The 18,840-nt window shown below is 64.9% G+C and carries 16 protein-coding genes; 14 read left to right on the top strand and 2 right to left on the bottom strand.

What is annotated here, in order from left to right; genetic code table 11:
* Positions 1-141 precede the first annotated feature (141 nt).
* Positions 142-3,198 carry an Rne/Rng family ribonuclease gene (locus tag Q0D31_RS20640; RefSeq protein WP_291855304.1) on the top strand — a complete coding sequence of 1,019 codons (3,057 nt, stop codon included), beginning with the start codon at positions 142-144 and terminating at the stop codon, positions 3,196-3,198.
* A 10-nt stretch (positions 3,199-3,208) separates the two neighbouring features.
* Here Q0D31_RS20640 and Q0D31_RS20635 read toward each other — a convergent pair whose 3' ends face one another.
* A complete protein-coding gene (locus Q0D31_RS20635; RefSeq protein ID WP_291855302.1) occupies positions 3,209-4,396 on the bottom strand; it encodes an aminotransferase class I/II-fold pyridoxal phosphate-dependent enzyme in 1,188 nt (395 codons plus the stop codon).
* A gap of 221 nt (positions 4,397-4,617) precedes the next feature.
* Between Q0D31_RS20635 and Q0D31_RS20630 the strand changes: the two genes are divergently transcribed.
* From Q0D31_RS20630 to aat, 10 genes are all read left to right on the top strand, one after another.
* Positions 4,618-6,018: a M48 family metalloprotease gene (locus Q0D31_RS20630; RefSeq protein WP_291855301.1), complete on the top strand. Its 1,401-nt coding sequence runs from the start codon at positions 4,618-4,620 to the stop codon at positions 6,016-6,018.
* A gap of 93 nt (positions 6,019-6,111) precedes the next feature.
* Positions 6,112-6,879, top strand: a complete 768-nt coding sequence (locus Q0D31_RS20625) for a DsbA family protein (protein WP_291855297.1) — start codon at positions 6,112-6,114, stop codon at positions 6,877-6,879.
* A 269-nt stretch (positions 6,880-7,148) separates the two neighbouring features.
* On the top strand, positions 7,149-7,853 hold the full coding sequence (locus Q0D31_RS20620; RefSeq protein WP_291855294.1) for a DUF1236 domain-containing protein: 705 nt from the start codon (positions 7,149-7,151) through the stop codon (positions 7,851-7,853).
* A 232-nt stretch (positions 7,854-8,085) separates the two neighbouring features.
* Entirely contained in the window at positions 8,086-8,553 is a 468-nt protein-coding gene (gene aroQ / locus Q0D31_RS20615) for a type II 3-dehydroquinate dehydratase (RefSeq protein ID WP_291855291.1), read from the top strand.
* Positions 8,554-8,611: 58 nt separating this feature from the next.
* A complete protein-coding gene (accB, locus tag Q0D31_RS20610; RefSeq protein WP_291855288.1) occupies positions 8,612-9,112 on the top strand; it encodes an acetyl-CoA carboxylase biotin carboxyl carrier protein in 501 nt (166 codons plus the stop codon).
* Positions 9,113-9,188: 76 nt separating this feature from the next.
* Positions 9,189-10,571 carry an acetyl-CoA carboxylase biotin carboxylase subunit gene (gene accC, locus Q0D31_RS20605; protein WP_291855286.1) on the top strand — a complete coding sequence of 461 codons (1,383 nt, stop codon included), beginning with the start codon at positions 9,189-9,191 and terminating at the stop codon, positions 10,569-10,571.
* A gap of 103 nt (positions 10,572-10,674) precedes the next feature.
* Positions 10,675-12,204 (top strand): ATP-binding protein, encoded by a 1,530-nt coding sequence (locus Q0D31_RS20600; protein WP_291855284.1) that lies wholly within the window; start codon positions 10,675-10,677, stop codon positions 12,202-12,204.
* Positions 12,201-12,641: a response regulator gene (locus tag Q0D31_RS20595; RefSeq protein ID WP_291855281.1), complete on the top strand. Its 441-nt coding sequence runs from the start codon at positions 12,201-12,203 to the stop codon at positions 12,639-12,641. The genes Q0D31_RS20600 and Q0D31_RS20595 overlap by 4 nt, the downstream gene beginning before the upstream one ends.
* Positions 12,638-13,729: a histidine kinase dimerization/phosphoacceptor domain -containing protein gene (locus tag Q0D31_RS20590; RefSeq protein WP_291855278.1), complete on the top strand. Its 1,092-nt coding sequence runs from the start codon at positions 12,638-12,640 to the stop codon at positions 13,727-13,729. Before Q0D31_RS20595 ends, Q0D31_RS20590 begins: the two co-directional genes overlap by 4 nt.
* Positions 13,730-13,810: 81 nt before the next feature.
* Positions 13,811-14,485: a leucyl/phenylalanyl-tRNA--protein transferase gene (gene aat, locus Q0D31_RS20585; protein ID WP_291855274.1), complete on the top strand. Its 675-nt coding sequence runs from the start codon at positions 13,811-13,813 to the stop codon at positions 14,483-14,485.
* Here aat and Q0D31_RS20580 read toward each other — a convergent pair.
* Positions 14,482-15,459: a DUF2155 domain-containing protein gene (locus Q0D31_RS20580; protein ID WP_291855271.1), complete on the bottom strand. Its 978-nt coding sequence runs from the start codon at positions 15,457-15,459 to the stop codon at positions 14,482-14,484. The two genes, aat and Q0D31_RS20580, sit on opposite strands and share 4 nt — an antisense overlap.
* Before the next feature lie 229 nt (positions 15,460-15,688).
* Here Q0D31_RS20580 and Q0D31_RS20575 point away from each other — a divergent pair, with 229 nt between their 5' ends.
* The 3 genes from Q0D31_RS20575 (at position 15,689) to Q0D31_RS20565 (ending at position 18,812) form a co-directional block, all read left to right on the top strand.
* Positions 15,689-16,468, top strand: a complete 780-nt coding sequence (locus Q0D31_RS20575; RefSeq protein ID WP_291855267.1) for an SDR family oxidoreductase — start codon at positions 15,689-15,691, stop codon at positions 16,466-16,468.
* Positions 16,469-16,603: 135 nt separating this feature from the next.
* The gene (locus Q0D31_RS20570; protein WP_291855265.1) at positions 16,604-17,548 is read left to right on the top strand and encodes an alpha/beta hydrolase; all 945 of its coding nucleotides are present in this window, start codon (positions 16,604-16,606) and stop codon (positions 17,546-17,548) included.
* A 43-nt stretch (positions 17,549-17,591) separates the two neighbouring features.
* Positions 17,592-18,812, top strand: a complete 1,221-nt coding sequence (locus Q0D31_RS20565) for a citrate transporter (RefSeq protein ID WP_291855262.1) — start codon at positions 17,592-17,594, stop codon at positions 18,810-18,812.
* Positions 18,813-18,840: the final 28 nt, after the last annotated feature.

Genomic DNA, 18,840 nt, shown 5'->3' with positions numbered 1-18,840 from the left:
CCCTGCACCCCCGTTCGGCGCGGCGCCAGGATTTGCGTTTTGGCCTTCCCCTCACCCCCGAATCAGGTGGACCGTCGCGTCACCGGGCCGCGCTATCTGCGCGCGCCATGCACCGCGCCCGCCGCCGTCAAGAGCCCCAAAATGCCCAACAAGATGTTGATCGATGCCACCCACCCGGAAGAAACCCGGGTCGTTGTGGTCCGCGGCAATCGCGTCGAAGAATTTGATTTCGAAACCGCCCAGCGCAAACAACTTCGCGGCAATATCTATCTCGCCAAGGTGACGCGCGTCGAGCCGTCGCTGCAGGCCGCGTTCATCGAATATGGCGGCAACCGTCACGGTTTCCTCGCCTTCAGCGAAATCCATCCCGACTATTATCAAATCCCCGTCGCCGACCGTCAGGCGCTGATTGAGGCGGACGAACGCGCGCACCGCGAGGCGGAGGAAGAAACCGAGAACCGCTCCAATAATCGCCACCGCGGTCGCTCGCGCCACCGTAGCGCGCGCCGCCGGGGCCATGGCGACCGGGTCCAGAGCGATGTCATCGAGAACGCCGCCCTCGATCCGGCGCAGGCGGCCCAGCCCAACGAAGGCGGCATGCAGGGTTCCGAGGCGACCCCGCACGACCACGATGGGCAACATCAAGACGCGCAGAGCCAGCAGGCGCACGGCCTTGCTCATGACCATGCCGGGCCGGAACACGCGCACGATCCTGATCATCCGCACGATCATGCCACGGCATTGCCGTCCGACACCGAAGCGGTTGCTGCGGTCGCCGAGGCGCCGTCGCTCACCGAGCGTCACGACGACCACGCCCCTGACCAGCGGCCCGACGACGAACGGCATGACGATGAGCACGCGCGCGAAAACGCCGCCCATGCCGGGGACGCGCATCGCGCCGAACACGCCGGCGAAGAATACGCCGCCACGCATGAAGACCACGGCACCGCTCCGGAAGGCGAAGAGCAGGACGACGACGAAGAAGACGAAGAAGATGACGGCGACGACGCCGAAGAGGAACTCGTTGAATCCGTCGGCGGCGACGACGTGCTGGAGGAAGTGCCCGAGCGCGCCTTCCGCCCGCGCCGCCAGTACAAGATCCAGGAAGTCATCAAGCGCCGCCAGGTGATGCTGGTTCAGGTCGTCAAGGAGGAGCGCGGCAACAAGGGCGCCGCGCTGACGACCTATCTGTCGCTGGCCGGCCGTTACGCCGTCCTGATGCCGAATACCGCCCGCGGCGGCGGCATCAGCCGCAAAATCACCAGCGCCCAGGACCGCTCCCGGCTGAAGGAAGTGGTGCAGGATCTCGACGTGCCCGAAGGCATGGGCATCATCCTGCGCACCGCCGGCGCCTCGCGGACCAAGCCCGAGATCAAGCGCGACTTCGAATATCTGATCCGCATGTGGGAAACCGTGCGCGACATGACGTTGAAGTCGCAGGCTCCGACCCTCGTCTATGAGGAAGGCTCGCTGATCAAGCGGTCGCTGCGCGACCTCTACAACAAGGAGATCGACGAAATCCAGGTCGCCGGCGAAGCCGGCTACCAGGAAGCGCGCGACTTCATGAAGATGCTGATGCCCTCCAACGTGCGCGCGGTCCGCCAGTATCGCGACGGCCAGCCGCTGTTCTCGCGGATGGGCGTCGAGAGCCAGCTCGATGCGATGTTCTCGCCGACGGTGCAGTTGCGCTCCGGCGGCTACATCGTCATCAACCAGACCGAGGCGCTGGTTTCGATCGACGTCAACTCCGGCCGCTCGACCCGCGAACACCATATCGAGGACACCGCCCTCAAGACCAATCTCGAGGCGGCCGAGGAAGTCGCCCGCCAGCTCAGGCTGCGCGACCTCGCCGGCCTGATCGTCATCGATTTCATCGACATGGACGAGAAGCGCAACAACCGCTCCGTCGAGCGCAAGCTCGCCGACTGCCTGCGGCAGGACCGGGCGCGCATCCAGATCGGACGCATCTCGCATTTCGGCCTGATGGAAATGTCGCGTCAGCGCATCCGCGCCAGCGTGCTGGAGAGTTCGACCGAGCCCTGCCCGCAATGCGGCGGCAGCGGGCATGTGCGCTCGGTATCGTCGGTGGCGCTGCAATTGCTGCGCGGCATCGAGGAAGTGCTGATGAAGGGTGCCACCCACAATCTGGTGGTGCGCACCCGCACCGACGTCGCGCTCTACGTTCTCAACCACAAGCGCGGTCATCTGCGCGACCTCGAGAACAGCTTCAAGGTGACCCTTGCCGTGGTGGCCGATGCGGCCGTGAGCGGCCAGCAGTCGTTCATCATCGACCGCGGCGAACAGGTGCATACGCTGGAAGCGGCCAAGGCGCTGCTGGTGGCGCAGGCTGCCGCCTCACCGCCGCAGGTCGAGGAAGCCCATGACGACGAAGAGACATTCGACATCGAAACCGAATCCGAGGTTGAAACCGAAGAAACCGAGGGCTTGAGCGACGATACCGCCGCCGAGGCCCCCGGCGGCGAAAGCGAAGCCGAAGGCATCCGCCGCAAGCGACGTCGGCGTCGGCGTGGTCGTGGTGAACCGCGCGAAGGCGGCGCCCCCCGCGAGGAACATGACGCGCTGCGCGTTGTCGGCGAAGCGACTGAAGGCACTGCCGCAGAGGATGGCGAAGGCGAAGAGGACGAAGGCGACGAGCAGCCGGGTGTGGTTCGCGGCGAGCAGGCGGCGAATGGCGAACGGCGTCCGCGTCGCCGCGGCCGGCGCGGCGGACGGCGCCGGCGCGGCAACGGGCTGGAAGACGGTCTGGTCGGCTCGATCGCCGACGAACTCGGGCCGACCTCGGCGCCCGAAGTTACCAGTGCGGTCGCCGATTTCGACGGCGTCGCTGCGGCCCCCGCGCCATCGTTGGTCCAGCCCGAACCGGCATGGCGGCCGGCGGAGCCGGCGCCGATGGCCCATGCCCGGCCCGAATCGACCGAGACTATCCCGGGCACGCCGACCGCCGAGGAGGCCGCCCAGGAATCCGACCGTGAATCCGACCGTGCGGCCGCGCGGCGGCGATCGACGGTGCGCGAGAAGGTCAGCTTCATCTCCGGCGCCGCGGCCGAGCCGACGCCGTTGCCTGTTCAAAGCGTATCCGAACCGGACGTGTCGCCTGCACCTGCGCCAGACACGAGCAGCGCAGCCGCTCCGCGCAAGGCGGGCTGGTGGTCGCGCCGCTTCGGCAACGCCGAGTAAGGTTTGGCCGCTACGCCAGCCAGCGCGCGAGGCGAGTCACAGCCTCGCGCATCTCGGTGGCCGAGCCCGCATAGCAAAAGCGGATGAAGGCGCGGCCGTGGATCGGATCGAAGTCCACGCCCGGCGTTGCCGCCACATGCGCCTTCTCGAGCATGCGGCCGGCAAATTCGAAACTGTCCGAGGTGAAATCCGACACGTCGGCGTAGAGGTAGAATGCGCCGTCGGCAGGCAGGAATTTGCTCAGTCCGGCCTTCGGCAGTCCCTCGATCAGGATGCGGCGGTTGTCCTGGTAGCCGCGCTTGATCGCCTCCATCTCCGCCGCGCCGTCGAAGGCCGCCTCGGCCGCGATCTGCGACAGCGTCGGCACCGAGATCGACAGGTTCTGCTGCAGCCGTTCGATCGGCCGCACCAGCGGCTCCGGCACCACCATCCAGCCCACGCGCCAGCCGGTCATGCAGAAATATTTCGAGAAGGAATTGATCACGATCGCCTGCGGCGAGAGTTCCGCCGCCGTCACTGCCGGAAAGGCATAGTCGAGCCCATGGTAGATTTCGTCGGAAATGAACCGGATTCCGGCGCTCTCCGCTGCATGGATCAGGCCGGTGAGCGCCTCGCGGGACATCATCGTCCCGGTCGGATTGGCGGGGCTGGCGACCAGCACGCCCTTCAGCGGCGTCCTGCGATGGGCCGCCAGCAGGGCCTCGCCGGTCAGTGCATGGCGCGTCTCGCTCGACGTCTCGATCAGCACCGGCTCGCAGCCGAGCGCGGTCAGGATATGGCGGTACGGCGGGTAGCCAGGCACGGTGACCGCGACCCGATCGCCCGGCTCGAACATCGACAGAAACGCCAGGACGAAACCGCCGGACGAGCCGGTCGTGACCACGATCCTGTCAGGATCGACCTGGCATCCGTAGGTGTCGCGGTAATGCCTGGCGATCCGCGCGCGCAGCGAGCCGATGCCCAGCGCGGACGTATAGTCGATCCGCGCCTTATCGAGCGCGGCGTGCGCGGCGGCGATCGCGTTGCTGGGCGCCGGCGCCGCCGGCTGCCCCACTTCCATGTGGATGACGTGACCGCCGGCGGCCTCGATCCGCGCCGCCGCCGCCATCACGTCCATCACCATGAATGGCGGAACATCGCTCCGTCCGGATGGGCTGAGCAGGGCGTTTGCGCGGTCTGTTGACGTCGAATCCAGCATGGAAATCTGTTATCTGAAAAAGGGGGCGCCTGAATCCACGCCCCAAACCGGCGTCGCCCCAGACTGGCCGCATTCGGTCGCTTGGTATCGCGTTTTCAAGCCAGGCGATACCTGAGTTCACGTGAAAAACGCGTTGAAATGAAAGACCTCGGCCGGTTTCTGATCTATTCAGGGGCCGAACCCGCGGTCCACCGATCCGCACCACTTGGCAAAGACAGCTCATGTTGCTTCGCATAGCCTTACGCAAACCTGCGATGAACCTGACCGCGCGTATTGCGGCGATGGCGGTCGCGCTCGCGCCCATCGCCGCGGCGGCCCAGGAGAACAAGGGTCCATCGGTGATCCGCGACACCGAGGCAGAGCAATTGCTGCGCGACTATACCCGGCCCATCCTGCGCGCCGCCGGCATGGAAAAGCAGAACATCCAGATGGTGATTATCAACCAGGGCGTATTCAACGCCTTTGTCGCCGACGGTCGCCGCATCTTCGTGAATTACGGCGCGATCATGCAGTCGGACACGCCGAATCAGATCATCGGCGTAATGGCGCACGAAACCGGTCACCTGGCCGGCGGCCACCTCGCCAAGATGCGCGAGCAGATTTCGCAGGCCCAGACCCAGATGATCATCGCCATGCTGCTCGGCGCCGGCGCCATGGTGGCGGGTGCAGGCGGCGGCAATAGCGGCCTGGCCAACGCCGGGGCGGCGATGGTTTCCGCGCCGGGAGAGGTGATTCGCCGCAACCTGCTTTCCTATATCCGCCAGCAGGAAGAAAACGCCGACCGTGCCGGGGTGAAGTTTCTGACCGTCACCGGACAGTCCGCACGGGGCATGTACGAAACCTTCAAGCGCTTTACCGAAGAGAGCCTTTTTGCGGCGCGCGGCGCCGATCCCTATGTCCAGTCACACCCGATGCCGGCGGCCCGCGTCGCCGCGCTGGAAGAACTGGCGCGGTCGAGCCCCTACTGGGACAAAAAGGACGACCCTGCCCTGCAGTTGCGCCATGACATGGTGCGAGCCAAGATATCCGCCTTCATGGAGCGGCAGGACACCGTGAATCGGCGCTATCCGCCGTCCAGCACCAGCCTGCCGGCCCGCTATGCGCGCGCGATCGCGACCTATCGGCATGGCGACTTGCGTAGCGCCCTCGCCCAGATCGACGCCCTGATTCAGCAGCAGCCCAACAACCCCTATTTCCATGAGGTGCGTGGCCAGGCGTTGCTGGAGGGTGGCAAGCCGCTCGAAGCCATCGCCCCCCTGCGCAAGGCCGTCCAGCTGTCCAATAACGCGCCGCTCATCGAGATGTTACTTGGGCAGGCGCTCGTCGCAGCCGATAACAAGGCCTACACGGACGAAGCGATCGCGATTCTGCGCGCCGCGGTGGCGCGTGAGAGCGAGGCGCCGATCGGATTTATCCAGCTCGCAATGGCCTACGGCCGAAAGGGAGACTACGCGCAGGCCGACCTGGCTTCGGCCCAGGCCGCCTACCTGCGCGGTGACAACAAGACCGCACGCGAGCTCGCCTCGCGAGCGAAAACGCGATTTGCGATCGGGACGCCCGGATGGGTCAAAGCCGACGACATCGTGAGTGCCAAGCCGCTGCCCGGCCAGAAGGGCAACTAGAAACAAGCCGGGTTCGGGTACAATCCAGGCGCCCGACACGTTCAAGAAGCCGGTGTACAGAATTGCCGGAACTCACCGCATAAGGAATTGCAGATGCCTACGTTCCGTTTTCTTATTCCCGCATTGTTGGCCTTCACGCTCTGCGGAGCGCCGCCGTCCGCCTCCGCTCAGGGTTTCTCGGACGCCCAGCGCGGCGAGATCCAGTCCATCATCCGCAATTACCTGATTGCGAATCCGGAAGTGCTGGAGGAGGCGATGGCCGAGCTCAGCAAGCGACAAAGCGCGGCCGAAACCGCCAAGCACGAAGCCGCCGTCGCCAGGCATGCCGACCTGATCTTCAACTCGCCGCGCGGCGTGACCGTCGGCAACAAGGACGGCGACGTCACCTTCGTCGAGTTCTTCGACTACAATTGCGGCTACTGCAAACGCGCGATGCTGGACATGATGGAGTTGATGAAGAGCGATCCGAAGCTGAAGGTGGTGCTCAAGGAGTTTCCGGTGCTGAGCGCGGGCTCGGTCGAAGCCGCCCAGGTCGGGGTCGCCGTGCGCATGCAGGATCCAAGCGGCAAGAAATATCTGGAGTTCCACAACAAGTTGCTGAGCGGTCGCGGTGCTGTCGACAAGGCGCGCGCCATGGCGGTTGCCAAGGAAGTTGGCCTCGATGCGGCAAAGCTCGAGAAAGACCTGGCGAGTGCCGAAGTACGCAACACGCTTGAAGAAAACATGAAGCTCGCCGAAGCCATGGGCATGAACGGCACCCCGAGCTATGTCATCGGCAAGCAGGTTGTGATCGGTGCTGTCGGTGTCGAAACCCTGCGCGAGAAAATCAGCATCGCCCGCTGCGGCAAGGCGACCTGCTGAACAGTTTCAACAACTGACGATCCATCGCGAGGCCGGCCGCAGCGCCGGCCTCGTTTGCTTGACGGGTATGGCTTTCGCCGCAAGTCGCTGATGTTGCGGCCGTTTATCCCACGTTCATAAAACAAAGGCGGCGGAACCTCTGGAGCGAGGGAACATCGACCTGCCCGCGCCGTTGTCGGCCCGGGCAATGAACAGATGTGAGGAGACATTAGATGAGCAATCGCTTTTTGATTTCGGTCGCGGCTGCGGCGTTGATCGCTGGAACCGGCTTGGCCAATGCGCAGGGTTCGGGAGCAGGTGGTGCAGGTGCGGGCGCAGGAGGCGCGGGAACCGGTGGTGCCGCGGCGCAGCAGGGCGCTCCGTCGGGCGGCGCGATGCAGCGTGAAGGTGGCGGCGGAATGCAGGGCGGTGGCGCGATGCAGCGCGATACCGGCGCTCCCTCCGGCATGAAGGGTGCTGAGACCGGCCCGGCAAAGGGCTCGGATGGCGACCGCACCCCTGGTGGCAAGAGCGCTCAGGACTCGAACCGCATGCAGGGTGAGAAGTCCAAGAGCGCTGACGATTCGACCAAGGGTAGCCGCGATGGTCGGTCGGGAACGAGCGCCGACAGCAAGAGCTCGACCGATACCAAGAGCTCGACCGACACCAAGTCTGGCACGACTGCAACCGATAGCCGTTCGCAGACGACCACCGGCAACGCCGCCACGTCGGCGACCGTGGCGCCGCCGGCTGAGAAGCGTACCCAGATCGTGTCCGCCTTCCGGTCGGAACGAAGTATTGCTGAAACCACCAACGTCAATTTCAACATCTCGATCGGCGCGACCGTACCCTCCACGGTCCGGTTCTACCCGATCCCGCAGCGAATCGTTGAAATCTATCCGGAATGGAGCGGTTACCGGGTGATCCTGGTGAAGGGTCGTTACGTCATCGTGCGGCCGGAGACGTATGAAATCGTTTATATCCTCGACGTCTAACCGCTTCGACTGTTTGTCGGCACAACCAGGGGTGGGCAGCGATGCCCACCCCTTTTTTGCGCCGCCAATGGGCATTCGAGAACTGCCGGTTAGCGAACGATTCCCGCGGGTTGGTTGGGCTCCTGCTATCGCGGCAACGCCCTCCAAGAACCCGCCGTCCGGCCGCAAGGCTTTCCCTTCGACCCATAGTTACCTATAACGCCGGCATCCCGCCCCCATCTTGCTGGAAGATATGGCCCAAGCCCCTGCCGCCACGATCTATGTGCTGAACGGCCCAAACCTCAACATGCTGGGAACCCGGCAGCCGGAGGTTTACGGCCAGGAAACGCTGGCCGACGTCGAGCGCCTATGTGCGGAAACCGCGGCGCAGTTCGGCCTGAGAGCCGATTGCCGCCAATCCAACCGCGAGGGCGAGTTGATTGATTTCATCCACGAGGCCCATGCCAAGCAGGCTGCCGGGATTGTCATCAACGCCGGCGCCTATTCGCACACCTCGATCGCCCTGCATGATGCGCTGGTTGCGGTGAAGATTCCGACCGTCGAAGTGCATATCAGCAATATCCACGCCCGCGAGAGTTTTCGTCACCACTCGTTCACCGCCATGGCCGCGTTCGCTTCGCTTTGCGGCTTCGGCATCGATGGCTACCGGCTCGCAATATCAGGCCTCGCCGCCAGGCTCGGCGCCAAGGCCGGAAAATGACCTTCAATCCCGACTGACGTTCGGCCGTCCCCCATATCGACAATTCCGGATCAAGAGCATGTCCCGCCAGCCCGAAAAAAAGTCCGCGGACAAATCAGCCGCAAGTCTCCAGAGCAATGACAGCGCGCTCATCCGCGAACTTGCGCTGTTGCTCGACGAGACCAGCCTGACTGAGATCGAGATCGAGCGTGCAGGCTTGAGGGTGCGGGTCGCGCGCTCCATCAGCGTGTCGGCCGCAATGCCGGCGAGCTATCAGCAGGCTTTCTCGGCTGCGGCGGCAGCAGGCGCGGTCACCCCGGCTGCGGTTGCCGACCTCGCCAAGCATCCCGGCGTTGTTCCCTCGCCGATGGTCGGCACCGCCTATTGGTCGCCTGAGCCCGGCGCCAAGCCCTTCATCGAGGTCGGCACCAAGGTATCGGCCGGACAGACCCTGTTGATCATCGAAGCGATGAAGACCATGAACCAGATCCCGTCGCCGCGCGCGGGCACGGTGACGCAAATTCTTGTCGAGGACGGCCAACCGGTCGAGTTCGGCGAGCCGCTCGTGATCATTGAGTAAGCGAATGGCGAGTGGCGGATAGCGAACAGCGTTCGCTGCCACCATTCGCTACTCGCTCTTCGCCACTTGGGACAACATGTTCGACAAGATCCTCATAGCTAACCGCGGCGAAATAGCATTGCGCGTGTTGCGCGCGTGCAAGGAACTCGGGATATCAACCGTTGCCGTGCATTCCACGGCCGATGCCGACGCCATGCATGTTCGGCTCGCCGACGAAAGTGTCTGCATCGGGCCACCACCCTCGAAGGACTCCTATCTCAACATTCCCGCGCTGCTCGCGGCCTGCGAGATCACCGGCGCCGACGCCGTGCATCCCGGCTATGGCTTTCTCTCCGAGAACGCCCGATTCGCCGAGATCCTTGCCGAGCACAATCTGGGCTTCATCGGCCCCAAGGCCGAGCACATCCGCCTGATGGGCGACAAGATCGAAGCCAAGAAGACCGCCATCAAGCTTGGCATCCCCGTGGTTCCGGGCTCTGACGGGGCGGTGACGTCAGGCGACGAAGCCATGGCGATCGCCAAGGGGATCGGTTTCCCCGTGCTGGTCAAGGCAGCCGCCGGCGGCGGCGGCCGCGGCATGAAGGTGGCGAATACCGCCGACGATCTGATGATGGCGCTGACCACGGCCGGCAACGAGGCCAAGTCCGCGTTCGGCGACGCCTCGGTCTATCTGGAAAAGTACCTGCAGAAGCCGCGCCACATCGAGATCCAGGTGTTGGGCGACGGCCGCGGCGGCGCCATCCATCTCGGCGAGCGCGATTGCTCGTTGCAGCGGCGTCACCAGAAGATATGGGAAGAAGGCCCTTCGCCGGTTCTTGGCGCCGCGGCGCGCGCCAGGATCGGCGCGACCTGCGCCAAGGCCATGCAGGAGATGAAATATCTCGGCGTCGGCACCATCGAGTTCCTGTACGAGGACGGCGAATTCTACTTCATCGAAATGAACACCCGTATCCAGGTCGAACATCCCGTGACCGAAAGCATCACCGATATCGATCTGGTGCTGGAGCAGATCCGGATCGCCGCCGGCGGCGACCTGCCGGCGACGCAGGATGAAGTCGTCATTATCGGTCACGCCATCGAATGCCGCATCAACGCGGAAAACCCCGAGACCTTCCGTCCTTCGCCGGGCCGGATCACGCAGTATCATCCACCCGGGGGGCTCGGCGTGCGGATCGATTCCGCAGTTTATCAAGGTTACGTCATTCCCCCCTATTACGACAGCCTGGTCGGCAAGCTGATCGTCCACGGCAAGACCCGCGGCGAATGCCTGATGCGGCTGCGCCGGGCGCTCGACGAGATGGTGGTCGAAGGCATCGAGACCACCCTGCCGCTGTTCCGGGCGCTGGTCCGCGAGCCCGGCATCATCGACGGCGACTACCATATCCACTGGCTGGAACAGTACCTGGCCGGGCAGCAGGCGGACGGCAAGGCGCCCCGACCGGGTCCACCCGAAAAATAGCCGACATCGATGGAACTGAGCGCCGGTCTTCGCCGTTACGGGCCCCGGGGATCGGTCTCGCCGAGGGCGACTTGTTACAGTTTTTCACCATTCGGGTGACCCTTTGACGCCTGAAGCTCGACGCAGGCGCACTGCGGGACAGATTCTGCTGCTGGCGGCGGCGCTCTCGGTGCTGGTCGCAATCAGTGCGTTCTCGGTGGCGCTCGTCTCGAAGGCCCGCACCGACAGCGGGCTGGTGGTTCGCACCGTCGAAGTCGAAAGTTACGTCATTGCTTTGCTGCTCGACATACGGCGGGCCGAAAGTGCGGCGCGAGGTTACATGCTGACCCTGCGACCGGACTTTCTCCGTGATCACGACAGTGCAGTGGCCAACATCCTTCCCGGCCTGGAAACGCTGACGCAGTTGACCCGCGACAACCCGATCCAGGTCGAGAATTGCCGGAAGATGCGGTCGGCGGTGGAAATCCGGCTCGGCCAGTTCGCGCAACAGATGGACTTGATCAAGCAGGGCGATCCCGGGAGCGCGATCACCCTGGTTCGCGAAGCCGCCGATGCCGGTTCCGGCGCATCCATCCGCGAGATCGGGCGGGCGATGCGGGCCGAGGAAGACCGGCAGTTCGTGGCGCGTACCGCAACCGCGGATCGCACCCAGCAACTGGCCTCGGTGGTGACGGTAGCGGGTTCCGGGCTCGTGGTCGCGCTCGCCGGATTTTCGATCCTTCTGGTGCGTCGGTCGTCGCGCGCCCGCGACGCGGCCGAAACCAAACTGCGCGACAGCAACCTCACCCTGGAGGCCATGGTCGACGAACGCACAGCGGATCTGCGCGAGGCCAATGAGGAAATCCAGCGCTTCGCCTACATCGTCAGCCATGACCTGCGTTCGCCGCTTGTCAACATCATGGGCTTCACCAGCGAACTGGAACAATTGCGCGGCGACATTTTCAGGCGGATCGCAGCGCTGGCCAGCGCTCAATCGGCTGCCCTCCCCGTTCCTGAGAACGCCACCGATGACGAGGCAGCGCTGAAAGGGGCCGACAAGCAACTCGCGGATGATTTTTCCGAAGCGTTGGGCTTCATCAAATCGTCGATCGCCAAGATGGATCGGCTGATATCAGCAATCCTCGACCTTACCCGCGAAGGACGCCGCGAGTTCGACCCGGTGCCGATCAATACCAGGGAACTGATCGAGGGAATCGTAAAGACGGTGGCGCATCAAGCCGCCGAGGCCCACGCCAAGATCCGGATCGAAAACTTGCCGAACATTGTCAGCGATCGGCTAGCGCTGGAGCAGATATTCTCCAATTTGATCGACAATGCGGTCAAGTATCTCGAGACCGGCGTACCCGGCGAGATTTCGGTGCGCGGACGCACCCGGCTTGGCTTTGCGATCTTCGAGATTGCCGACAACGGCCGCGGCATCGACCCCAAGGACCATCAGCGGATTTTCGACTTGTTTCGCCGCGCGGGAACCCAGGACAGGCCGGGCCAGGGCATCGGCCTTGCGCATGTTCGCGCCCTGGTGCGGCGGCTTGGGGGAACCATGTCGGTCGCATCTGAGGTTCGCCGCGGCAGCACATTCACGATTACGCTGCCGCTCAATTGGCCCTTCAACAAGCGGAACGAACGCGCATGAGCGATCCCGTCACCATCATCATGATCGAGGACGATGAAGGCCACGCCCGCCTGATCGAGCGAAATATCCGTCGGTCCGGCGTCAACAATGAAATAATACCGTTCACCAACGGTACATCTGCCTTGAAATACCTCTTTGGCGCCGATGGAACGGGTCTCGACCACAAGGGCAGCGCGCTGCTCATCCTGCTTGACCTCAACCTGCCCGACACGTCCGGCATCGACATTCTCAAGCGGGTCAAGGAAAATAGCTTTCTGAAGGCAACGCCGGTGGTGGTGCTGACCACCACCGATGACTCCCACGAGATCAAGCGCTGCTACGAACTGGGCTGCAACGTCTACATCACCAAGCCCGTGAACTACGACAGTTTCGCCAACGCCATTCGCCAACTCGGTCTGTTCTTTTCGGTCATTCAGGTACCTGCAGCCGCTACATGAACCACGCGCCGCCGACCCTCCTGTACATCGATGACGACGAGGCGTTGGCCCGGCTGGTCGAGCGTGGCCTGACGCGGGCCGGTTTCAGGGTGATCCATGCGGCCGGCGGCGATCAGGGGCTGGCGCGGCTGGCACAAGGCGGCATCGACGCCGTCGCGCTCGACCAGTACATGCCGGGGCTCGACGGGCTGGAAACGCTGGAACGGATCATGGCGATTCCAGACGCGCCGCCGGTGGTGTTCGTCACCGCCTCGCAGGATTCGACGATCGCCGTCACCGCATTGAAGGCCGGCGCCGCCGACTATCTGGTCAAGGACGTCAAGGGTGATTTCATTCCGCTGCTTCAGGTCGCCGTGCGCGGCGCGCTCAAGCAGGCGGCGTTGCAGCGCGCGCGCGACGAGGCAGAGGCCGAGGTTCGCGCCTCGCGCGACCGCTACGCGGCGCTCGCAGCCGAGCGCGAGGTGTTGCTCCGGGAGGTCAACCACCGCGTCGGCAACTCGCTGCAGATCATCGCATCGCTGCTGCACCTGCAGGCCAATTCCGCGGCTGAGGCAGACGTCAAGGCGGCGTTGACCAATGCGATGGGCCGCGTCGCTGCGGTCGCGCAGGTGCATCGGCGGCTCTACACCTCGCACGATCTCAAGAGCGTGCTGCTGAACCAGTATCTCGAAGCGCTCCTGGAAGACCTCCGGCGTTCGGCCGAAGGCAATAGGATGTCACGGCTGACGCTTTCGGCCGAACCCATCGAGATTGATCCGGACCGCGCGGTGGCGATCGGCATCATCGTCAACGAACTGGTGATGAACGCCGTCAAATACGCCTATCCCGACGGCGCCGGTCCGATTGATGTCGCGCTCCGGTCCGATGACGGCCAACTTGTCCTGTCGATCTCGGATGACGGCGTCGGCCTCAGCGCCAGGGCCGACCCGCGCTCCACCGGCATGGGCCAGCAGATCGTCACCGCAATGGCCAACAAGCTCGAAGCCCGCATCGCGCGCGATCCCGTGCATCAGGGCACCAGGATCTTGCTTCGCTTCCCCCGTACGCCGGCGATGGGATCAAAATCCGCCATCGCCGCCGCGGGTTGAGATTCCACTCGGCAATTCCGTTTCGGGCGGCGTTCTCGCGTTCGTAGCAAAGACCGCTCGCCTCCTGCTATCCTGCCCGACATGACCACGCGCGATTCAGCCGCTTCCGAAATCACGCCCGAGGTGCTGCTGCGGGCCTATGCCTGCGGCATCTTCCCGATGGCCGAGAGCGCCGACGACCCGACCCTGTTCTGGGTCGAGCCGGAAATGCGCGGAGTGATACCGCTCGACGGTTTTCGTATCGCCGGGAGGCTCGCCCGCACCGTGCGCTCCGACAGCTTCCGTGTCACCGTCGATACCGCCTTCAAGGCTGTGATCGCCGGCTGCGCGGCGCCGCAGGCCGGTCGCGACGACACCTGGATCAACCGGCGCATCCGCGAGCTCTATGTCGGACTGTACGAGCGCGGGCACTGCCATAGCGTCGAGGTCTGGCACGACGACGATCTCGTCGGCGGGCTCTACGGGGTCAGCCTGGGCCGCGCGTTCTTCGGCGAGAGCATGTTTCACCGCGCTCGCGACGCCTCCAAGGTCGCGCTGGTGCACCTGGTGGCGCGGCTGATCGTGGGCGGCTTCGAACTGCTCGACACCCAGTACGTAACCGAACACCTGCGCAGCTTCGGCGCGGTCGAAGTCTCACGGCGTCGCTATCGTACGCTGCTCGACAAGGCGGTCGCGGGCGAGCCTGCGGATTTCCAGCGGTTGCCGGGGAGTGTCGGCGGCGCGGACACGCTGGCGATCATCGCCGATCGCGCCTAATTCCCGAACATGCCGCCGAACAGCCCGCCCGGCCGCTGTTGCGGCGGGGGCGGCGGCGGAGGCTGCTGCTGAAACTGCGGCTGCGGCGGCGGCCCCGGCGGGCGCGGCGCGGCCTGCTTTGGCGGTGGCGGGCGCTTTGCGGCCGGCGGCGCGGCTGTCTTTGGCGTCTCGGGCTGGGCGCTGACGATGGTCTGGTCAGGGACTTTGCAGTCGGTGAGCCAGATGTCGTAGATCGGGTGTTCGACGCCGTGCAGTCCGGGGCTGGCGGCGAACATCCAGCCGGAAAAGATCCGCTTCACCTCGCCCTGCAGCGTGATCTCGTCGACCTCGACAAAGGCGTCCGTGTTGGCGGCTTCGGTGGCCGGACGGGTATAGCAGGCCATGGTTCGGACCCGCAGCGCGCCAAACTGCACCGTCTCCCCGATGTCCTCCTCGAAATTGATGATGCGGCCGGTGATCTTGTCCAGCCCCGAGAAGATCGCCTTCTTGTTGGTGATCTTCTGCGCCGGCGGCTCGGAGACGACCTCGTCGCCCGGCTGCAGGGTCGGCGGCGGCTGCGGCGTCCCCCTGGGCTGGCGCTGCCCGGGAGGCAAGCCTGGCGGCGCGGTGGCGACACCCGGAGCGCCCGGCTGCGGCGGCGTTACCGCGATGCCCGGCTGGGTGCCTTGCGGCACCACGGTCGTTCCAGGCGGCGGCGCCAGCGGTTGCGACTGGAAGCTTCCGGGCGGTGGGGCGCCCTGCCCCGGCGGCGGCCGGTTCGGCGTCGGCAACAGCCGGCCGCGCGGCAATTCGGGAACTTCCTCGTCGTCTTCAAGTGGTTGCTGCTGCTGATTGCCGCGCGGGATGGCGCCGGGCGGCCGCAACGGCGGATCGGAGAAAATATTGCCGATCTGCGCGTGCGCGGGCGGCGCAAGCGAGATGATGGTGGCGGCGATCAAGGCCGCAAGACCGGTCAGGGCAATGGTTCGAAGCATCTCGCGGCTTTAACAGGCGAATCGGGCTTGCGACAGAGTCCAGACAGATGCGCCGCTCGCGTGGCCTTCGGTTAACACGGCGAATACGGCGGGGAAAGGGCGGTTTGCCGCCCCCGTGCGGCCGGACGACTGGTCAGCCCGCGCGACAAATGAAATAGTCGCGTCCGTCAGCGCGAAACCAGCCAAGATCCGGAGTTGAACCGGAGGAGCCAGAGGAAACCCCAGCAAAATGACCGATCGAATTCGTCTCGATGGCAGGGTCGCCGTCGTCACCGGCGCGGCCGGCGTCATCGGAACCGCGACCATCCGCCTGTTGGCCGAGCGCGGCGCGCGGATCGTCGCCGTTGACCGCAAGGAGCAGGATCTCAAGGCCGCGATCAAGGAACTGCCCGCGTCGGCCCAGGCGCTCGCGGTCACCGCGGATGTCACCCGAGAGGATGAAGTCGCCGAATACGTCCGCGCCGCCGTCGACAAGTTCGGCGCCATCGACGCTTTCTACAACAACGCCGGCATCGAGGGCGACATCAAGCCGATCCCGGAATACTCGCTGGAGAGCTTTCGACGCGTGCTCGACGTCAACGTGGTCGGCGTCTTCCTCGGCATGAAGCACGTGCTGCCGGTGATGCTGAAACAGAACAAGGGCAGCATCATCAACACCGCCTCCATCGCCGGCCTGATGGGATCGCCGATGATCGCCGTCTACAGCGCCAGCAAGCACGCGGTGATCGGGCTCACCAAGAGCGCCGCCTGGGAATGCACGGGCACCGGCGTGCGGGTCAATTGCGTCTGCCCCGGCCTGATCGACAGCCGGATGCTGAGCACGATCCTGCAGGGCCGAAATCCCGGTAACGAGCCGCCGCCGAACGACAAGATCGTCGAGCGGATTCCGGCGCGGCGGCTCGGACAGGCCTCCGAAGTCGCCTCCATCGTCGCGTTCCTGGCCTCCGATGAGGCGAGCTACGTCTCCGGCTCCGCCTACACCGTCGATGGCGGCCGCACCGCCGCCTGAGTACGAACCGTCATTCCGGGGCGGTCCGCAGGACCGAACCCGGAATCTGGAGATTCCCAGGTGCGCAATTGCGCACCATACTCGATGCTTCGCATCGCCCCGGAATGACAATCTCAACCCAGAGGCCTTCGCACCATGCCCGTCACCCTCGATCCCGATGCCGCCGCCGTCTACAAGGCTTTCCAGGAGGCCGGCCGGCCGCCATACGAGACGGTCCCGCCGGCGACCGCGCGCGAGCTCTATCTCGCCGGCCGCGCCGTCAGCAATCCCGAGCCGCCCGAACTGGAATCGGCCAGGTCGTTGTCGATCCCCGCGCCGCATGGCGCAATGCCGGCGCGTCTCTATACCCCAAAGCGATTGCGCAAGACCGGTGGCCTTGCCCCCGGCCTGGTGTTCTTCCACGGCGGTGGTTGGGTGATCGGGGACCTCGACTCCCACGACGTCGTCTGCCGCAAGCTCGCCCATGAAGGCGAACTGATCGTCATCTCCGTCGACTACCGGCTCGCGCCCGAACATAAATTCCCCGCCGCCGCCGACGACGCCATCATCGCCACGAGGTGGATTGCCGCCAACGCCGGCCAACTCGGCATCGACCCCGCGCAACTGCTGGTCGGCGGCGACAGCGCCGGCGGCAATCTCGCCGCGGTGGTGGCGCTTGCCGCGCGCGATGGCGGCCCGAAACTGGCCGGCCAGGTGCTGATCTATCCCGCCACCGATTTTGCGATGAGCCACCCCTCGCATCGCGAGCCCGAGACCAGCATTCTGCTCACCCATTCCGTGATCAAATGGTTCTGCAACCACTATCTCAACAGCGCCGCCGACATCGAGCACTGGAAGGCCTCGCCGGCGCGCGCCCAGACGCTCGCCGGTTTGCCGCCGGCCTATGTCCTGACCGCGGGCGCCGATCCCCTGCGCGACGAAGGCGCCGAATATGCCGCGCGGCTGAAGGCGGCCGGCGTGCCGATCACGTACCGGCACTTTCCCGGTCAGTTTCACGGCTTCTTCACCATGGGCAAGCTGCTGCAGCAGGCCAACGTCGCCCTCACTGAGATCGCCGACTGGCTGAAGAAGCCGAAGTAACACACTTTCAAGCGCCGCATCCGCTTCAGCTCGCGAGGCCATCGTGACCGAGCCAATCCTGCTGTTTGGAATACCCGTTGACTTCGTCCTGTTCGCGCTGACGCTGCTGGGGGTGGCGCTGTTCCATCGCCGGACGCTTCAGGTTGCGCTCACAGGCCTTGCCGTCATCATCGTCTACAAGCTGGCCTTCGCCGGATTCAAGCAAGGCGCGGGTCTCGGCGGATTCGGCCAGCACATGGCGCATGAGTGGGTGACGCTCGCCAACCTGTTTTTGATCCTGACGGGATTTGCGTTGCTGTCGCGGCATTTCGAGGAGAGCCGGATCCCCGATCAGATGCCGGCATTGTTGCCGGACGACTGGAAGGGCGGCGTCGTGCTGCTGGCGCTGGTGTTCGTGCTGTCAAGCTTTCTCGACAATATCGCCGCCGCGCTGATCGGCGGCACCGTCGCGCGGCACGTGTTTCAGGGCAAGGTTCATATCGGCTACCTCGCCGCCATTGTCGCGGCCTCGAACGCCGGCGGCGCCGGCAGCGTCGTCGGCGACACCACCACCACCATGATGTGGATCGCCGGTGTCAGTCCGCTCGCCGTGCTGGAGGCCTATGTCGCAGCGATCGTCGCGATGCTGATTTTTGCGGTGCCGGCGGCGATCCAGCAGCATCGTTTCTCGCCGATTCAGAAAGATCCGCCGAAAGGACTGAAGATCGACATGGCGCGGGTGTTCATCGTCGCAGGAATTCTGATCGCCGCGCTGGCGACGAACGTCTTCGCCAACCTGAAATTCCCCGCATTGCTCGGGGCCCTGCCGGTTCTCGGCATCGCCGTCTGGGCGGTCATCCTCGCGACGGCTGGCCTGCGCGCGCCGGACTGGAAGGTCATGCCGGAAACCCTCAAGGGCACGACCTTTCTTCTGGCGCTCGTTGCCGCCGCATCGATGATGCCGGTCGAAAGGCTGCCGGCGCCGACCTGGCAGACCACGCTGGGCCTCGGCTTCATCTCCGCCGTCTTCGACAATATTCCGCTCACCGCCCTCGCCCTGAAACAGGGCGGTTACGACTGGGGCTACCTCGCCTATGCCGTCGGCTTCGGCGGTTCGATGATCTGGTTCGGTTCTTCGGCCGGCGTCGCCCTGTCGAACATGTATCCTGAAGCCAGATCGGTCGGACGCTGGATCAGCCAGGGCTGGCCGGTCGCCGTGGCCTATGTGGTCGGCTTTCTGGTGATGCTTGCCATCATCGGTTGGCGTCCCGATGCGCCGCACTGAAGGCAGGTTCCACCCTGTCGATATGTTC

The sequence above is a fragment of the Bradyrhizobium sp. genome (assembly GCF_022844465.1).
GTDB lineage: Bacteria > Pseudomonadota > Alphaproteobacteria > Rhizobiales > Xanthobacteraceae > Bradyrhizobium.
Note: the sequence above shows the minus strand (reverse complement) of the source record. Positions and strands in the feature narration are given on the sequence as shown.

Bases quoted from the DNA above. Each gene is read 5' to 3' on its own strand.
- Q0D31_RS20640 (WP_291855304.1), top strand. From the start codon at position 142: ATGCCCAACAAGATGTTGATCGATGCCACCCACCCGGAAGAAACCCGG.
- Q0D31_RS20635 (WP_291855302.1), bottom strand. From the start codon at position 4,396: ATGCTGGATTCGACGTCAACAGACCGCGCAAACGCCCTGCTCAGCCCA.
- Q0D31_RS20630 (WP_291855301.1), top strand. From the start codon at position 4,618: ATGTTGCTTCGCATAGCCTTACGCAAACCTGCGATGAACCTGACCGCG.
- Q0D31_RS20625 (WP_291855297.1), top strand. From the start codon at position 6,112: ATGCCTACGTTCCGTTTTCTTATTCCCGCATTGTTGGCCTTCACGCTC.
- aroQ (WP_291855291.1), top strand. From the start codon at position 8,086: ATGGCCCAAGCCCCTGCCGCCACGATCTATGTGCTGAACGGCCCAAAC.
- accB (WP_291855288.1), top strand. From the start codon at position 8,612: ATGTCCCGCCAGCCCGAAAAAAAGTCCGCGGACAAATCAGCCGCAAGT.
- accC (WP_291855286.1), top strand. From the start codon at position 9,189: ATGTTCGACAAGATCCTCATAGCTAACCGCGGCGAAATAGCATTGCGC.
- Q0D31_RS20595 (WP_291855281.1), top strand. From the start codon at position 12,201: ATGAGCGATCCCGTCACCATCATCATGATCGAGGACGATGAAGGCCAC.
- Q0D31_RS20590 (WP_291855278.1), top strand. From the start codon at position 12,638: ATGAACCACGCGCCGCCGACCCTCCTGTACATCGATGACGACGAGGCG.
- aat (WP_291855274.1), top strand. From the start codon at position 13,811: ATGACCACGCGCGATTCAGCCGCTTCCGAAATCACGCCCGAGGTGCTG.
- Q0D31_RS20580 (WP_291855271.1), bottom strand. From the start codon at position 15,459: ATGCTTCGAACCATTGCCCTGACCGGTCTTGCGGCCTTGATCGCCGCC.
- Q0D31_RS20575 (WP_291855267.1), top strand. From the start codon at position 15,689: ATGACCGATCGAATTCGTCTCGATGGCAGGGTCGCCGTCGTCACCGGC.
- Q0D31_RS20570 (WP_291855265.1), top strand. From the start codon at position 16,604: ATGCCCGTCACCCTCGATCCCGATGCCGCCGCCGTCTACAAGGCTTTC.